Raw genomic sequence first — 16,765 nt, forward strand, 5'->3', positions numbered from 1 at the left:
TAGCCTGTGACAACATCCACAACCGTTAATGTGTAGGCGAAGTGACCGATGGCTGAACCTCCATTGTGTTCGACCAGATCGATTTCAAGGGCACCAGGCTTTTGTTCATCCCAGTGGTAGGTCTCTATTGGCACTTGTGAACGCAAGTGAGATAACGCCTTGGATTGAGAGAACGTTTTCTTCTTGGGCTTAGGCGAACGCCATATTTTAATTCGTCGGGCGAGTGTGGCACGGCTAATGCGTCTCAACTCTTCACGGATTTGATCAGAAAGCACCAGTTCACCATGTCGAGCCAGATGTTCTGCCGTGGCCAAAAGGACAGGGTGTAGTCGTTCGGCACACGGGTAATCTAGGGCTTCCCACACTTTTTGAATGATAGGCATGGACTGTTGATATTGTTTAGGGTTTGCCCGTTTGATGACCTTAGGATGGAACAAGGTGGTTTTACTGTTCAAGACTTGAAGGGCATGTTTGCGGTGATACCCTGTCATCTTGACCACTTCATCTAGAATCTGAGATTTTTCCTTTCGTGTTTTCGCTTTTAAATAGCGTTCTCGCATGTTAAACATATACTCTTTACGTGTAGCTAATGACATTCTAACATCAATCCCCTCAGTAAGATTTAGATGTGAGTGATCAAAAATCCTTTCGGTAATATTTTAACTGAGTGATTGCGCTATATTTACAAACTTTTTGCCGCAGTATATCATATTCCCAAACTTAGTTTAAATTAAAAAAATATATAACAGTGAGACAATATTGGAGGGAAGGGAGTGACAACACATTGTTTCCCATACCACCAGGCATTATCCGCCCAATTGTGAAACTATCCTTGGATCAACCAGAGATTGATTGGCAGGGTCAAAGGCCAAATATAAAAGAACCTTTAATTTTTCTAGAGGAAAAAGGAACCATTGTTGCCTACGTACATTTAAAAGACTTGCCAGTTTCACTTGTGGAAGAATCCCGGATTACAGTCAATCAACTAAAGAAACATGCACGTTCCATTGCAGAACTGTATATTCTGACTGAGACACTTCATTTCCCGGCTTTATTCCAAACACTAGGCAAAGAATTGGCCTTATTCAAAGATGAACGGGGTAAGATAACCGGTTACGTGTTGCGGGAAGATTTACTTTTGGAATTGTTTAAACAAGAAAATCGTGAAACAAACTTTTTAAGAGTGTTGCTTGCCTCTATCCCAATGGGAATATTTATCATAGACAGCCGGGGCACAATTGTTAATTATAATGAAACGGGGCTGAAGATGATTCGTGCCTCAGCTGCGCAAGTGTCGAATAAACCCGCAGACATGATCTTTGATGCTAAGCATTTGAACAAAGTCTTCTTAACTGGCGAACCGATCTTAAACCAGATCCATATCACAAACGATTTTGGCATTCTTGTCGACTACAGTCCCATTATTAATAACGGTAAAGATGTGGAAGGTTTAATTATTATTGTTCAGGATTTGCCTGCGGTAGAACAAATGGCTATGGAACTGGAGGCGGTTAAGAGCATTAATAAAGATCTGAACGCCGTGTTGTCAAGCATTTATGATGAAATTTTAGTCGTCGATGCAAAAGGGACTATTCTCCGTCACAGCGACAGCCTCATTCCCCGGTTTAGGGACGCTAACTTGAGCGGCAAACTCATTGGAAAAAATATTATTGATCTTGAAAACAAGGGGTTGTTGGCTCCCTCCGTAACAAAGGCTGTAATGGAGAAAAAGGAACGGGTGTCAGTCGTTCAGGAAACACCAAGCGGGAAAAAGGTGCTGGCTGTCGGTAATCCAATCATTGATGACAACGGAAATATCGAACGCATCATCATTGCTTCACGGGATATTACAGAGACGACACGCTTGCGCAGTGAACTGCGTGAGATGAAAAAGCTTTCTGCCCGCTACAAGCGGGAATTAGAGCAGATGAAAATGAGAGAACAGTTAAACAAAAAGCTGATCTACTGTAGTAAAAAGATGGAGGAAGTTGTCGCACAGGTTCAGAAAGTCGCAAAATTTTCATCTACTGTCCTTATCCAAGGGGAATCAGGGGTCGGCAAAGAAGTGATTGCCCAGGTCATCCATCAGCTTGGCCCACGAAAAGAAAAGCCGTTTTTAAAAATAAACTGCGGCGCCATCCCCGAGACGTTATTGGAGAGTGAGTTATTCGGCTATGTCAAGGGAGCGTTTACGGGTGCAGACCCCAAAGGAAAGGATGGCTATTTCAAGCAAGCTGACCAAGGGGTCTTATTCCTGGATGAAATTGGGGAGCTGCCTTTACACCTGCAGGTGAAATTGTTGCGCGTTTTGCAAGAGCGGGAAGTTACTCCCATTGGAAGTACGGAAACTTATCCAGTAGACGTTCAAATTATTGCCGCTACTAACACCGATTTAAAAGCGTTGGTAGCCAAAGGCAAGTTCCGTGAAGATCTGTTTTACAGACTGAATGTGATTCCAATTTACGTGCCGCCTCTCAGAGAACGCCTTGAGGATATTCCGCTGTTGGCATTTCACTTTTTACGCCAGTTAAATAAGCGGTATCATACCTATTATCACCTGACGCCGGACGCCCTCAATTTGTTGGAAGCATACACCTGGCCCGGAAATATACGTGAATTACAAAACATTATTGAAAGACTTGTCGTTACTGCTGACGATGAAGAAATTGACGCAGAAGTCGTCAGTCAGGTGTTGAAACTGAACGAGTCCGCAGTTAATGTTAAGCCCGTCATTACCAATATTATGCCTCTCAAAGAAGCGTTCGACGCGGTTGAAGAACAACTAATTACGCAGGCCATGAAATTATATAAAACGACAACAAAAGCAGCAAAAGTGCTGGGGATAAGCCAATCTTCCGTCAGCCGTAAGTACCAAAAAATATTGGAAAAAAGCTTTGTTGAAAGAAGCGGTGAATAAAGAGCAGACGATCACATTCCACGGTCATGCTACACTTGTAACGTTTGGAAAGTAGGAATATTGTCTAACCCCCTTTGGATGTGACAGGATTGTGTTCATCCCAAAGGGGAGATGTTGCATGTCATTTATTTCGCCTGAACCAGCTCATTACTGTCGGCCAGCACCGTTCCTTCTTCAGCCCCTGCTGGAAGCCGGTCAATTTTAATATTCAAATAGCCGTAAACAAGAGCAATCAGCGGACTAATGTAGGCCAGAAAAGCATAAGGTGCATAGGCAAAAGCGTGGACACCAAGCACGGCAAACATAAACATTCCACATGTGGTCCAAGGAATGAGAGGAGAGGTCATCGTCCCGGCGTCTTCTAACGTACGGGAAAGCACCTTCGGGTGCAGCCCTCTCTGTTTATACTCATTTAAATACATGCGCCCTGGAATGACAAGGGACATATACTGTTCACAGCCAACGCAATTGGATGCAAAACAAGTGGCTACTGTGGAAGCGATTAAACTACCCGTCTTTCGCACCCCTCTTAACACAAACTTCACAATCACTTCTAATATCTTGGCTTTCTCCAGAACCCCGCCGAATGACATGGCAATCAGCACGAGCGCAATGGTGCTCATCATGCTCTCTATTCCACCCTGATTTAACAGCTCATCTGTCATATCAAGTCCTGTCTGTATCGTGAAACCGGTGTGCATGGCGGCAATCGCTTCTTCCACGGGGATTCCCTGAACGAAGACAGCACAAAGGGCACCAACAATCGAACCCGCCATTAAACCGGGAATGGCCGGAATTTTGAAAACAAGCATGGCCACAACCAACAAGGGGGGAATTAACAAGAATGGCGATATGACAAATTCTTCTGAGAGAACACCCTGAATCAAGGCCACGTTAGATAAATCTGAACCTTGTCCGAAATACTTAAAGCCAAGAAACCAGTACAACAGGAGGGCTATTACCAGAGCCGGAACCGTTGTATAGACCATGTTGCGGATATGATCAAAGAGTTCTACTCCCACCACGGCTGGTGCTAAATTGGTTGTCTCGGAAAGGGGGGACATCTTGTCCCCAAAATAGACTCCAGAGATGATCGCTCCAGCCACCATGGGTAAGGGAATCCCCAAACCTTGCCCAATGCCCATCAATGCGATGCCGATCGTCCCGGCAGCAGACCATGCATTGCCAGCTGCCAAACTGACCACACAACTAATCACACAAGCAGCCAACAGATAGTATACGGGAGAAACAATCTCCAGTCCGTAATAGATCATGGTGGGAACGATTCCTCCGGCTATCCATGACCCTATGATGCTCCCGATAATCATGAGGATAAGGACCGCTTGAAGAGCTAAGCCGATGGTTTTGATCATGCTTGCTTCAATGGACTTCCAGCTGTGACCCAGTCTCACAGCTATAATGGCTGCCACGATAGTGCTTAACAAGAGCGGAACATGCGGATCGGCATCATAAACTGCGATACCAACGGCAAGGGATACAATCATAAATAGAACAGGAACCAACGCCATCCCTATGGACGGCTTTTTTACCCTTTCACTACTTCCCTTCTCGTTCATGACATGATTCCTCCCTTCCTTCACATCAAATCCTGTTTGCAGGCAGCGATCGAATCATCTATGATCTGAATCATGGTTTCGATTTCATCTTTGTTAATCGTCAGCGGCGGGGAAATGGCGATGATATTGTGGCCTTCATTTGCACGCAGTGCTCTGAGGATCAGCTTGCGGTTGAAACATTCTTCAACAACTTTCACCGCGGCCTTGACAGTTGGATCAAAAGGTGTCTCGCTGTCCCTGTCGGCAAAAAGCTCAAAACCAGCCAACAAACCAATGACCCTAGATTTGGCAACAATAGTGTGTTTATCTTCCAAATATTTCAACCCTTTTTTCAGCTCCTGCTCCATATTTTTTACATTCTGCACAATCTGCTCGCGTTCAAGAATCTCAATGTTTTTTAAACCCACTGCACAGGCGGTAGAATGGCCGCTGTAGGTAAACCCGTGGGCCAGAACATCATCATACTCGACTAGCGTATCCCTGATGCTTTGCTTGATCAGCACCCCTCCTAATTGGGCATAGCCACTGGTGACACCTTTGGCAAATGTCATCAGATCAGGAACAACGCCCCAGTGTTCGACACCAAACATGGTCCCGGTGCGTCCAAAACCGCATATCACTTCATCGGCAATGAAGAGAATATTGTATTCATCACACAGTTTGCACACAGCTTGTAAATATCCTTCCGGAGGAATATAAACACCACCCGAACCTTGAACGGGTTCCAAAATGACAGCGGCAATGGTATCAGCGCCTTCCTTTTCCACAATATACCGAATACATCCCTCATAGTTGGGATCGCTTCTCTCCCCTAATTCACAATGGGTCAAATGGGGCTTGGCGTGGAAAACACCAGAAATCTGTGAACCTGAGAACTCATGGAAGGCTGGCACGTTCGTCGCCGTCTGGGCAGCGATGGTGACACCGTGATAACTGCGTTCTAAGGCAATGATTTTTGTTTTTTCAGGTTTTCCTTTTAACTGCCAATAGAACCGGGCCAGTTTAAAAGCGGTATCATTTGATTCTGATCCGCCTGAAGTATAGAAGACTGCATTTAAATCACCGGGGGAGAGTGAAACAAGCTTTTCAGCCAACCGGATTGCGGGCTCATTGGAATAACTGACAAACGATGAGCTAAAGGCTAATTTGGACATTTGTTCTTTGGCGGCCTCAGCCAGTTCTTTTTGGCCATGCCCCAAATTAACATTCCAAAGCATAGAGATGCCGTCGATATATGACTCACCCCTGATATCAGTGACGTATATCCCATTTCCCTCGGAGAAAATTAGTTTCGGCCCTTGTTCCACATGCGTTTTTGGCACTGTTGTGGGATGAAGAAAATACTTTTTGTCCCATTCAACCAATTCTTGGTATATCGTTTGTTTAAGGGAAAATTGGTCAGTCATATGAAAAAGACCTCCTTAATAAAAAATGAAGTGTAGAAAGATGAAAAAATTTCCTTGTAACCGGCCAGACAAATCTCCCGCCACTTTTTTTCTCACCTGGTATAAACTTCATAAATTTGTATCCGCCGGTCTTTTAACGGTGTGACGGAGCCGATTTCACGGTTACGGCGCAGTATCTCCAAATCCACTTCCCCTGTGACCATTGTTTTTGTATTGGGCTCACATTCTGCGACAATACCTGTGCTGGGAAAGGAAAAATCACACGGTGAATAAATGCCAGATTGCCCGTATTGTTCTTGCACCTGAGGAATGTAGTTGAGATTCCCCACGGCTGCTGATGTGACAACAAATACTTGATTTTCTATGGCCCGTGCCTGAGCACAGTAGCGTATACGCCAATAACTTTGCTGATTATCGGCAGCAAAAGGAGTGAAGATCATTTGCGCTCCTTGTTCAGCAGCGATACGGCCCAACTCTGGAAAGTGAATATCATAACCGATTAAAATCGCTATTTTACCGCAATCCGTATCAAATACACGGGCATCATCTCCACCTTGAACCCCCTGCCATTTGCGTTCAGCTGACGGGATATGCAGTTTGTATTGTTTGTCAATTGTACCGTCGCGCCGGAAAAGAAAAGCCACATTATAAAGGGAATCTTTTTCTAAAAGATAATGGGAACCCCCGATAATATTGACACTAAACTTCACGGCCAGTTCTGAGAATAATGCGATATATGCCGCCGTATGCTCCGAAAGTCTCTCAACTTGCTTGCTCCAATTTTTTTCCTGCGAACAGGAAGCTAATTGCATGGTAAACCCCTCAGGAAAGACTATAAAATCAGAGCGAATATGAGAAGCGGCGCGAATATGATATTCACATTGTATTGCAAATTCATCAAACGAACTGACCGGCTTCATGAGGTATTGGACACTGGAAATGCGCACCGGCAAAGAACGTCTGTAATTTCCTGCTTGATAGGTTGACCGTGGCAGATAGTCCTCATTATGCCATTCCATCAAGGTCGCATTTTGACAAGATTCATGGTCAGCAGGCAAGTAGTTGGGCATCACTTTTCTAAATACAAAGCCGTTCATCAGTTGAAAGGTGATCACAGGGTCATATATTTTTTTCTTTATCACTTGTTCCACATATTCCTCTGGTGTCAATTTATCGGCATACTTATGGTAATTGGGCATACGCCCGCCAAACACAATGCTTTTCAAGTTCAATTTCCGGCAAAGTTTGCGGCGTGCTTCATAAAGACGACGACCGATTTTCATATGCCGGTACTCTGGGTGGACAACCACCTCAATTCCGTATAAATTGATTCCGTTGGGATTATGATTCCGAATAAAACCATCCCCTGAGATTTCTGCTAAGGTGTGATCCTCGCCATATTCATCAAAATTAACAATAAGGCTTGAACAGGAACCAACAATTTTTCCATCATACTCAACACAAAACTGCCCTTCAGGAAAAATGCGTACCTGGCTTTCATATTGCTCTTTTCTAAACGCTACACCCGGAATGCCATAGGCTAAGTTAGCAAGCTCCACAATCTCGTCCACATCGTCAAGTCTCATATTGCGGACAATGATTTTTTTCTCAAGCCTGGACAAGTCAATTTCCGTCATGCTGTGATACCTCCTTATAGCGGTCTATAGCTGGGTTACCGACACAAAGCAGCATTCTCTTCTTGGTGAGATTCATGATAATGGAAAAAACAGTTTGTGTACGGCGGTGCTCAGGGGCTCGTTCATTGGCATAGTGATTGATTGAGTTGGGATAATTGAACAGATCAGAAAACCAAACTTTAAAACATTCCTCATCAATCCTGTCTTTGTTTGTCAGAGTCATGCGAATGAGCTGCTCGGCACGGCTTTTACGAATCAGGGAATCTTCGTGCTTAAATTCATTCAGATCGGCCAGATGTTGTTTTAAAGTGGGTGTGCAAATGTGATTGGTATGGACAAGTGTTCCGTCAGGGTTTGTTATCACTTCAATGCCGAAAGGTGAGACTTCGATGTTGGCTGCCATTGTTTTTCCGCCGCCTTCATCGATAGCGATAAGGAAGTTTGCAGCAGAGGCCATTTGTCCGCCTTTAATGTTGGCTATTGCTTCATGCAATGACCAGGAATTTAACACAGCCCTTAATCCTAGGTGAATGGGAACTTGTTCAGATTTTTTGTCAGTGATAAGTGCATTTAAACACACACCAATCCCCGCCGAATTGCAGCCGATCTTGCCTATGATCCCCCCTTCCGTGACCATGGTAATGTCCGGCTTTCCTTCTTGCTTGATGTGAAGCAACAACAGACTCTCTTTCTGGCTGGATTTCCAGTCCCAATTCTGACCGAGCAGCGTTTGATCAGCAGCAGGCGGTGTGACGGCAACCGCTGTACATCCATCTGCAAAACTTAAATCTTTTCTTCCTGTCAGCGCAATTTCACTGCGTGCATTGAGCGCTAAAATGTCTTCAAAATCAACACCTGCCCCAATGGCCACTCCTTCCATTTCCTCCAGTAACTGCCGGTCATATTTTTCAATGGCAGCGAGATGAGCAAGGGCTCGCGCTCTTGCTTCCTGCCAACTGATACGGTGATAGCCGTAAAACAGTTTTTCATATGTTTGCAGACTTTGCTGAATTTGTTTGGCTCCTTCACGCCCATGCTTCTCCCCGATTTCCCGTGGAGTTCCTTTTAATTCCAAACGCTTAATCATAATTAATAAACGTCCTTTCTGATCATGTTTAATTTGTTTTTTGTGAGTTACTTGCATTTTTTGTGCCAACTTAATTCACCACGGCAATAAAAGAAAAAAGAGGAGATGAACCCCTCCCTGACCGAATAAATTATGCAAAAATTCATAAGTTATGCGACTATGAATAACATCACACTTCCATCTTTTTACATAGATAAATGACAGGGGTTAGTCTTCCTGTCCTCTTTTAAATTACTTCCCTCAAAAATCACTCTATTTTGACGATTAATCTTATTAGATACCAAAGACTTTATATAGGCTTCAGTGTTCAAATCTCACCAAAGGGAGCGTGAGTGATGATGAGGTTTGATGTGACCGTATTAAACTTTGATGGTACGTATCACGATCAACCTCATCTTCTACAAAACAAGCATCGTTGGATTGACTTAAGTGACCTTACACAAACCAACATGTATTGTCCACAAGAAACATTAGCAGAGATCGCTAAACGTATGGACCTAGAAAATCAGTCCTGTCTGACATTTATCGGTAGCGGCAATTATCATTATGTCACATACCTTTTCCTGCAAAACATGAAAGAGCCCTGTGACCTTGTTTTGTTTGACCATCACCCGGATACTGGCCGCCCCTACCCTCTCCTATCTTGTGGCTCATGGGTAAGCAAAGCACTGTCTCAACTTCCGCTATTGCAACGAGTAGTCATTATCGGCCTACATCCTAAGTACAGCACCTTTATCCCACCTCAATATTTTAACCGAGTGCGTGTCGTGTCTACCGCTAACCTCTTTAAGAGTTCTGAAGCCAAAATACTACAGTGGATTAAAACAGATAAAGTTTATATCAGCATTGACAAAGATGTTTTGGATCCGGCTTTTGCTGCAACCAATTGGGACCAGGGGAATATGAGCTTATCTTCCTTGCTCGAGATGCTGGAAACGATCAGTCGTTACAAACAGATCTTGGGTATCGATGTTTGCGGCGAACTGCCCTATAACCCACTGGGTGATATGGCCTATACACAGGCGGTACGCAAAAATGAACGAGCCAATCAAGCCATCATGGACATCGCCTCCAGCTTCTAAGCAATCTATTTTTTAAATTGACCAGCGCACTCTGGAGATGAAAAATAGAGTTGGTTGAGTTCAAAAAAGAACTGAACCGATTAAAAGACAAATAGCGCAACCCGATGATCATTCAGGTTGCGCTGTTAACACCTCTAAAGGGATTATGGTTGTTTTTACTCTCCTTTGGCCTTGCTGACCAGTTGGGCAAAGGCTTCCTTGTCGTTTACGGCAAGGTCAGCCAGCATTTTGCGGTTAATGTCAATGCCAGCCTGCTTCAGTCCATGCATAAAGCGGCTGTAAGACAAACCGTGTTGGCGAGCCGCCGCATTGATACGCGTAATCCACAATTTGCGGAAGTCACGCTTTCTTTGGCGACGGTCACGGTAAGCATACATTAAAGATTTCATCACTTGTTGGTTAGCTGTTCTAAATAAACGGTGTTTGGAACCGAAGTAACCTTTGGCTAATTTTAAGATCTTTTTACGACGACGACGGGTAGTATATCCACCTTTTACTCTTGGCATCGTCCATTCCCTCCTTAATTACACTCAAGTCTTATATACGAATCACGGGTTCTGACGTATATGCTTTGTGACTTATATTAAAGTGAATAAGATTGATCAACGCCGCTCTCCTACAGGTTGTAAAGCACATCTTTCAACCGTTTGTAGTCACCTTTGCTAACCAGGGCAGGTTTGCGCAGCTGGCGCTTGCGCTTCTGTGTTTTACTGGCAAAAAGGTGGCTGGTATAAGCGTGGGAACGCTTCAGTTTACCCGTTCCGGTTCTTTTAAAACGCTTGGCAGCGGCACGTTTGGTTTTCATTTTTGGCATGATAAAATCCTCCTTCTTATTTCTCAGTCTTGGGGGCCAAGAACATAATCATGTTGCGGCCATCCATGGAAGGCTTTTTCTCAACAACCCCCACATCGGCAATATCTTCAGCCAGGCGCTCCAACAGCTCGCGTCCCAGTTCCGCATGGGTAATTTGACGTCCGCGAAAGCGGATCGTACACTTCACTTTATCCCCTTTACTCAAGAACTTTTGTACATTGCGCATTTTGGTGTTGTAATCGTGTTCTTCAATATTGGGGCTAAAGCGTACCTCTTTAACATTGATCACCTTTTGTTTTTTACGCGCTTCCCGCTCCCGTTTTTGTTGTTCAAATTTATATTTGCCGTAATCCATAATCCGGCAGACAGGGGGCTTGGCCTGAGGCGCGACATTTACCAGATCAAGGTTGGCGTCCTGAGCCATTTGCAGTGCTTTTTTAATTGGTACAATCCCCACTTGATTCCCATCCACGTCAATGAGACGCACTTCACGCGCGCGAATGTTCTCATTCACTAAATGTTCCTTGCTAATAACCCTCACACCTCCATCAAGATTCAAGGACCAAACAGCTTGCTCCATGCCCATTAAAAAATGCGGGTACAAGTCACCCGCATTTAATCTTCTCAACGCTAATCGGTCGTTCATGAACCTGCCAACATTTCCAGTCGATCAGGTGAGAAGCGGGTCGCTTCTGCTTGTTGTGTCCATATATCGTTACAAATGAGATATTACCATGTTTGCCTGGCACCTGTCAAGGTTTTTGGCTGGTCTATCTTTTGTTCTTAATCTCGTCCGCCAGCATGTCAATCACTTCTTCAACAGGGCGGGCACCAATGTCCCCTTCGGCACGCTTGCGAACAGCCAACGTTTTGTTTTCAATTTCCCTGTCACCGATCACAAACATGTAGGGAATCTTTTGCAGCTGGGCTTCCCTGATTTTATAGCCGATCTTTTCGTCCCGGGCGTCCACTTCAGTGCGGATGCCTGCTTCCCTTAATTGCTCTGCCACTTTTTCAGCATAGTCCACGTGGAAAGAAGCAATAGGTAACAGTTTAGCCTGTACGGGAGCCAGCCACAAGGGGAAGGCCCCTTTATAATACTCCAGCAGAAAGGCCACAAAACGCTCCATTGTACCGACCACCCCACGGTGAATCACCACAGGGCGATGAGGCTGGCCATCCTCACCGATATACTCCAGTTCAAACCGGTTGGGGAGATGGAAGTCAAGCTGAATGGTGGATAATGTTTCATCTTTTCCTAAAGCTGTGCGTACCTGAACATCTAATTTGGGGCCGTAAAACGCAGCTTCCCCTTCAGCCTCCACATACTCATAACCCAGCTCGTCCATTGCTTCTTTCAGCATTTTTTGTGCCTTTTCCCACATTTCATCATTCTGAACATATTTTTCTTTGTTTTCCGGATCACGGTAGGAAAGGCGGAAATAATAGTCCTTTATGCCAAAGTCAGCATAAACCTGGTTCATGAGCTGAACGACCCGGGTAAACTCAGATTTGATCTGGTCGGGACGGCAGAAAATGTGGGCATCGTTCAGAGTCATGGAGCGAACCCGCTGCAAGCCCGTCAAAGCTCCTGACATTTCGTAGCGGTGCATGGTTCCCAGTTCGGCAATGCGCAACGGCAATTGACGATAACTGCGTAACTCCTCTTTGTACACCATCATGTGATGAGGACAGTTCATTGGTCTTAACACCAATTCCTCATGGTCCATCTGCATCGGCGGATACATATCTTCTTGATAGTGATCCCAATGGCCTGAAATCTTGTACAACTCCACATTGGCCAGGTGGGGAGTGTAGACATGCTTGTAACCCCATTTTTCTTCCAAGTCCACAATATAACGTTCAATAATGCGCCGAACCGTGGCACCATTAGGCAGCCATAAGGGCAACCCTTGTCCTACTTCCTGGGACATGGTAAAAATCTTCAACTGTTTACCTAATTTACGGTGATCCCGTTCTTTAGCCTCTTCAAGTTGTTTAAGGTACTCTTCCAATTGTGTTTGTTTAGGCCAGGCCGTGCCATAAACCCGCTGCAGCATGGGATTATCGGCATCTCCACGCCAGTAAGCGCCCGAAACACTTAACAGCTTAAAAACCTTCAACTTGCCGGTAGAAGGCACGTGCGGTCCCCGGCACAGGTCAAAAAATTCCCCTTGCTCGTAAATAGTGATTTCCTCATCCTCGGGAAGATCCCGGATCAGCTCCAGCTTATACTGATCGCCAATCTGTTCATACAAACGCAAAGCTTCTTCCCGGGACACGACGCGCCGCTTGACAGGGAGGTCTTCCTGTACAATTTTCTTCATTTCGGCTTCAATTTTGGCAAAATCATCCTGTGAGAGAGATTCTGGGAGATCCATATCATAGTAAAAACCGTTGTCAATCACAGGACCGACACCCAGTTTAACCCTGTCGGATCCGTAGAGGCGCTTCACTGCTTGAGCCATCAGGTGAGCCGTGCTGTGCCGCAAGACTTCCAATCCCTCTTCAGAGTCAACGGTAACAACTTCAACTTGATCCCCCTCTTGAACTGGGGTGTACAGATCAACCAGCTTGCCGTTCACTTTGCCGGCAATGGCCTTCTTTTTTAAACCAGGGCTGATCGCAGCAGCCACATCTTCAATGGTGCTGCCCTGTTCCACTTCCTTTTGTGCACCATCTGGCAAAACGACAGATACTGCAGACACTACCCTTCACTCCTCACTTTAATTTGTTAGACTTGATCCGCTATGACCACAAATCCGGGTGCAAACAAAAAACTCGCCCCCTCTCAAAGGGACGAGTGCTGGTCGTGGTTCCACCCTAATTCCATGAAACAAGCCCAGCTTATGTACGACTGACCGCTGATCTGCCAAATCTTTACTAAGGCTGTGTTTCATGCTCTTCATCATAACGGGATGGCCCGGCTGCAGTTACTCTGACCCACTTAGGTCATTTCTCCACAGCAGCTCCGGAGGGGGTAAACCATTCTGTTCTCTTAGGAGCTTCCAGCCGTGGCTCCATTCTCTGGCAAGAGAGGGGAGAATGATTCATGTCCTCCTCATCGCTGTTCAGTTGATCAAACGCTGAGGCATAACGTTCAATTTAATTCAATATTATAAAGGTCCCTCAGGAGAACGTCAAGCTTTGGGCCTTGAATCATATTATAGGTCGTCAATTAACCCTGGGTGTAGCGTTGCGTCTCCCTTTTCCACCGTTCACACTGTTCACAACCTGTGCAGACCCTTATCCGCTCACCAAAAATGTGCTGTAAGGTGCGGATCACCGCTTGGTCAGGATGCAGGGTGTGCAAAACGATGCGACGGGGCAGATAACTCATAAGAGCACTGATAATTAATTCATCCTGGTTGGTAAAAGAGCCCGTCCATTCCGCCAGGCGCTCCATCAGCTCCTCCTGGGTTACGAGCTTCCCTTCGTCATCAAATACATGAAAGTGACGCTGGCCGGTATGCACCACATGTAACAGGGCACATTTGGGCATTTGGGAAGTCACAAACAAGCGCAACAATTGGATAAAGCGCTCATACTCCTGGTCAAGCACATATTCATCAATGGCGTATTCAACAGCTTCCTGCAATTGCTGGTGGTAGGCCTTCAATCTAAACTGGAAAAAGCCTTGCAGATGAAGTGTATCCGCCTCGCTCAGATAGATATAGACCTGCTGGTAAATCAGTTGTTTGCGTTCCTCAACTTTGACTTCATGAGGCCATTCTAACTGTTCCTCTTCCTCAGCTGTATTTAACACTTGATCACAGTAGAGATAAAGACGGCTGAGCTCTTCCAACTGCCGATATCCGTATGTATGCTGAATAAGGTCTACAAGTAAGTAATCCTCCATTTTATCAACTAAAAAATCGGACACAAGAGAACTAAACACGTGCTGCCACACCCGGCGGGCTTCCTCAGCAGACAATGTCTCCGGCAACTTACAGCAATGTATGGTCAGATCTTGTTGCGTATAGTCAAACTGCACGTCAAACTCCAGCTGCTCCAACCACCTGACCGACTGGTACATATCCTCCACAAACAACATCCATTCCTTTTTCCAAAGGGATTGATGTCCGGATTCAAATCGGATTGAAAACACCAGTTCACCCCCTCACCAATACACTTGTTTCTACCTAGTGTATGGTTAGAGGGGGTGAACTATACATCTAAAGTCCGTGGATCAATTGGTAAGGTTTACGTTTGGTTTGTTCATAGTGTGCAATCTGTTCGGCATATAACTCCGTTACACCTATGTCATCCAATCCTTTTAGCAACATCTCGCGGCGGTAGGGATCTGTGGTGAACGAAGTTTTCCATCCCGCTTCATCGCTGATCTCCTGCTTCTCCAAGTCGACGGTCAAGGTGTAGCCTTCTGTGTCCAGTGCCCGCTTAAACAAAAGATCAACTTCCTGTTCATCCAAAGCAATAGGCAAAATCCCGTTTTTAAAGCAGTTGTTGTAGAAGATATCCGCAAAGGACGGTGCAATAATCACCTTAAACCCGTAGTCAAGGAGAGCCCAGGGAGCATGCTCCCGGGACGATCCGCAACCAAAATTGTGACGGGTCAGCAAAATGCTGGCCCCCTCATATCTCGGTTCATTCAAGGTGAAGTTGGGATTGGGCGATCCGTCATCCAAGTAGCGCCAATCATAGAACAGGAACTGGCCAAATCCGGTGCGTTCGATCCGTTTTAAAAATTGTTTCGGAATGATCTGGTCCGTATCCACATTCACTTTATCCAATGGTGCCACTAAACCCTTATGCCGAATGAGGGGCTCCATGGCGATCCCTCCTTCTTAAATCTAGTTCACGCACATCCACAAAATGGCCGAAAACAGCCGCTGCTGCCGCCATGGCCGGGCTGACCAAATGAGTTCGTGCCCCTCTTCCCTGGCGGCCCTCGAAATTACGGTTAGAGGTGGAGGCACACCGTTTGCCAGGTGGTACCACATCGGGGTTCATACTTAAGCACATGCTGCAGCCCGCTTCTCTCCACTCAAAACCGGCCTCGATAAAAATATGGTGCAATCCTTCTTCCTCTGCTTGCCGCTTCACTTTTTTGGAACCCGGGACGACCAGCGCCGTCACACCTGGTGCCACCTTGCGTCCTTTGACAATGTGGGCCGCTTCTCTTAAATCCTCAATACGGGAGTTGGTACACGAACCGATAAACACATAATCAATGGGGATCTCGGTGATTTTTGTTCCCGGCTGAAGCCCCATGTATTCTAAAGCCTGAGCGGCGGCCCGCTGCTGAACTTCACTCTCAAAATCGCTGGGATCAGGAACAACACCGCTGATCCCTGTGCCCATACCCGGGTTAGTGCCCCAGGTGACTTGCGGCTCAAGGTTACTCACATCAAAGGTCACTTCTTTGTCAAACACGGCTCCGTCGTCGGTGGCTAATGCTTTCCATTCCTCCACGGCTTGTTCAAAAGCCTCTCCTTTTGGTGCATACAAGCGTCCATGAAGATATTCAAAAGTGGTTTGATCAGGAGCGATCAAGCCGGCTCTGGCGCCAAATTCAATGGACATGTTACAGATGGTCATGCGCTCTTCCATGGTCATGTTTTCAATCACAGGCCCCGCGTATTCCACTACATAACCGGTGCCAAAGTCAACCCCATACCTGGCAATCAGTCCTAAAATGACATCCTTGGCCATCACACCCAGTCCCCGTTCGCCTGTAAAATTGATTCTCATCGTCTTGGGGCGCTTTTGCCACAAACATTGAGTGGCCAATACATGCTCCACTTCACTGGTACCAATGCCGAAAGCCAAGGCACCAAAAGCACCGTGGGTGGAGGTGTGGCTGTCCCCGCAGACAATGGTTTTACCCGGCAAGGTGAGGCCCAGCTCAGGTCCGATCACATGCACTATGCCTTGCTCTTCACTGTGCAAATCGGCCAAAGGAATGCCAAACTCCTTACAGTTCTCTGTTAATGTTTTCATTTGTTTAACAGCAATTTCATCCCTGGTGGAAAAGGGATCATCGGTCGGCACATTGTGGTCCATGGTGGCAAAAGTCTGCTCAGGCCGGCGTACGCGTCGCCCGGCCAGACGCAATCCTTCAAAGGCCTGGGGTGATGTCACTTCATGGATCAAATGCAAATCTATATAGATCAAACTGGGTTTATTCTCTTCTTCCACAACCACATGCTGTTCCCAAATTTTATCGATCATTGTTTTGGGACTCAACTCTGTTCACCTCTCTTGACAGTCATTTTCATCCGTTC

The 16,765-nt window shown here is 45.8% G+C and carries 13 protein-coding genes, 1 pseudogene and 1 other annotated feature; of the genes and pseudogenes, 2 read left to right on the forward strand and 12 right to left on the reverse strand.

Annotated elements, in window-relative coordinates:
• Positions 1-596, reverse strand: a pseudogene (locus tag J2S00_RS02900) (DDE-type integrase/transposase/recombinase); the annotation flags it as partial.
• A 188-nt stretch (positions 597-784) separates the two neighbouring features.
• Between J2S00_RS02900 and J2S00_RS02905 the strand changes: the two are divergent.
• Positions 785-2,917, forward strand: coding sequence for a sigma 54-interacting transcriptional regulator (locus J2S00_RS02905; RefSeq protein WP_307335235.1), 2,133 nt, complete (start codon positions 785-787; stop codon positions 2,915-2,917).
• A 125-nt stretch (positions 2,918-3,042) separates the two neighbouring features.
• Here the strand turns inward: J2S00_RS02905 and nhaC are convergent, their stop codons facing one another.
• The 4 genes from nhaC to J2S00_RS02925 all read right to left on the reverse strand — a co-directional run bounded on the left by nhaC (position 3,043) and on the right by J2S00_RS02925 (position 8,624).
• Positions 3,043-4,494: a Na+/H+ antiporter NhaC gene (nhaC, locus tag J2S00_RS02910; protein ID WP_307335237.1), complete on the reverse strand. Its 1,452-nt coding sequence runs from the start codon at positions 4,492-4,494 to the stop codon at positions 3,043-3,045.
• A gap of 20 nt (positions 4,495-4,514) precedes the next feature.
• Entirely contained in the window at positions 4,515-5,900 is a 1,386-nt protein-coding gene (locus tag J2S00_RS02915; protein ID WP_307335239.1) for an aminotransferase family protein, read from the reverse strand.
• Between the two features lie 92 nt (positions 5,901-5,992).
• Positions 5,993-7,537, reverse strand: coding sequence for a bifunctional GNAT family N-acetyltransferase/carbon-nitrogen hydrolase family protein (locus J2S00_RS02920; RefSeq protein ID WP_307335240.1), 1,545 nt, complete (start codon positions 7,535-7,537; stop codon positions 5,993-5,995).
• Positions 7,524-8,624: a C45 family autoproteolytic acyltransferase/hydrolase gene (locus J2S00_RS02925; RefSeq protein WP_307335242.1), complete on the reverse strand. Its 1,101-nt coding sequence runs from the start codon at positions 8,622-8,624 to the stop codon at positions 7,524-7,526. Before J2S00_RS02925 ends, J2S00_RS02920 begins: the two co-directional genes overlap by 14 nt.
• 335 nt (positions 8,625-8,959) lie before the next feature.
• Here J2S00_RS02925 and J2S00_RS02930 point away from each other — a divergent pair, with 335 nt between their 5' ends.
• Positions 8,960-9,706, forward strand: coding sequence for an arginase family protein (locus J2S00_RS02930; protein WP_307335243.1), 747 nt, complete (start codon positions 8,960-8,962; stop codon positions 9,704-9,706).
• 155 nt (positions 9,707-9,861) lie between these two features.
• Here the strand turns inward: J2S00_RS02930 and rplT are convergent, their stop codons facing one another.
• From rplT to leuC, 7 genes are all read right to left on the reverse strand, one after another.
• Positions 9,862-10,212, reverse strand: coding sequence for a 50S ribosomal protein L20 (gene rplT / locus J2S00_RS02935; RefSeq protein ID WP_307335245.1), 351 nt, complete (start codon positions 10,210-10,212; stop codon positions 9,862-9,864).
• A 110-nt stretch (positions 10,213-10,322) separates the two neighbouring features.
• Complete coding sequence (gene rpmI / locus J2S00_RS02940) at positions 10,323-10,520, reverse strand: 50S ribosomal protein L35 (RefSeq protein WP_307335247.1); 198 nt, start codon at positions 10,518-10,520, stop codon at positions 10,323-10,325.
• Positions 10,521-10,536: 16 nt separating this feature from the next.
• Positions 10,537-11,100, reverse strand: a complete 564-nt coding sequence (gene infC, locus J2S00_RS02945) for a translation initiation factor IF-3 (RefSeq protein WP_307336015.1) — start codon at positions 11,098-11,100, stop codon at positions 10,537-10,539.
• Positions 11,101-11,224 (reverse strand) — a sequence feature (ribosomal protein L20 leader region).
• Between the two features lie 66 nt (positions 11,225-11,290).
• The gene (gene thrS, locus J2S00_RS02950; RefSeq protein WP_307335249.1) at positions 11,291-13,228 is read right to left on the reverse strand and encodes a threonine--tRNA ligase; all 1,938 of its coding nucleotides are present in this window, start codon (positions 13,226-13,228) and stop codon (positions 11,291-11,293) included.
• A 470-nt stretch (positions 13,229-13,698) separates the two neighbouring features.
• On the reverse strand, positions 13,699-14,628 hold the full coding sequence (ytxC, locus tag J2S00_RS02955) for a putative sporulation protein YtxC (protein ID WP_307335250.1): 930 nt from the start codon (positions 14,626-14,628) through the stop codon (positions 13,699-13,701).
• A gap of 67 nt (positions 14,629-14,695) precedes the next feature.
• A complete protein-coding gene (leuD, locus tag J2S00_RS02960; protein WP_307335252.1) occupies positions 14,696-15,310 on the reverse strand; it encodes a 3-isopropylmalate dehydratase small subunit in 615 nt (204 codons plus the stop codon).
• A complete protein-coding gene (leuC, locus tag J2S00_RS02965) occupies positions 15,288-16,727 on the reverse strand; it encodes a 3-isopropylmalate dehydratase large subunit (protein WP_307335253.1) in 1,440 nt (479 codons plus the stop codon). The genes leuD and leuC overlap by 23 nt, the downstream gene beginning before the upstream one ends.
• Positions 16,728-16,765: the final 38 nt, after the last annotated feature.

The organism is Caldalkalibacillus uzonensis, from assembly GCF_030814135.1.
GTDB classification, from domain to species: domain Bacteria; phylum Bacillota; class Bacilli; order Caldalkalibacillales; family Caldalkalibacillaceae; genus Caldalkalibacillus; species Caldalkalibacillus uzonensis.

Excerpts from the sequence above, each read along its gene's own strand:
- nhaC (WP_307335237.1), bottom strand. The coding sequence starts at position 4,494 with ATGAACGAGAAGGGAAGTAGTGAAAGGGTAAAAAAGCCGTCCATAGGG.
- J2S00_RS02915 (WP_307335239.1), bottom strand. The coding sequence starts at position 5,900 with ATGACTGACCAATTTTCCCTTAAACAAACGATATACCAAGAATTGGTT.
- J2S00_RS02920 (WP_307335240.1), bottom strand. The coding sequence starts at position 7,537 with ATGACGGAAATTGACTTGTCCAGGCTTGAGAAAAAAATCATTGTCCGC.
- J2S00_RS02925 (WP_307335242.1), bottom strand. The coding sequence starts at position 8,624 with ATGATTAAGCGTTTGGAATTAAAAGGAACTCCACGGGAAATCGGGGAG.
- J2S00_RS02930 (WP_307335243.1), top strand. The coding sequence starts at position 8,960 with ATGATGAGGTTTGATGTGACCGTATTAAACTTTGATGGTACGTATCAC.
- rplT (WP_307335245.1), bottom strand. The coding sequence starts at position 10,212 with ATGCCAAGAGTAAAAGGTGGATATACTACCCGTCGTCGTCGTAAAAAG.
- rpmI (WP_307335247.1), bottom strand. The coding sequence starts at position 10,520 with ATGCCAAAAATGAAAACCAAACGTGCCGCTGCCAAGCGTTTTAAAAGA.
- infC (WP_307336015.1), bottom strand. The coding sequence starts at position 11,100 with ATGGAGCAAGCTGTTTGGTCCTTGAATCTTGATGGAGGTGTGAGGGTT.
- leuD (WP_307335252.1), bottom strand. The coding sequence starts at position 15,310 with ATGGAGCCCCTCATTCGGCATAAGGGTTTAGTGGCACCATTGGATAAA.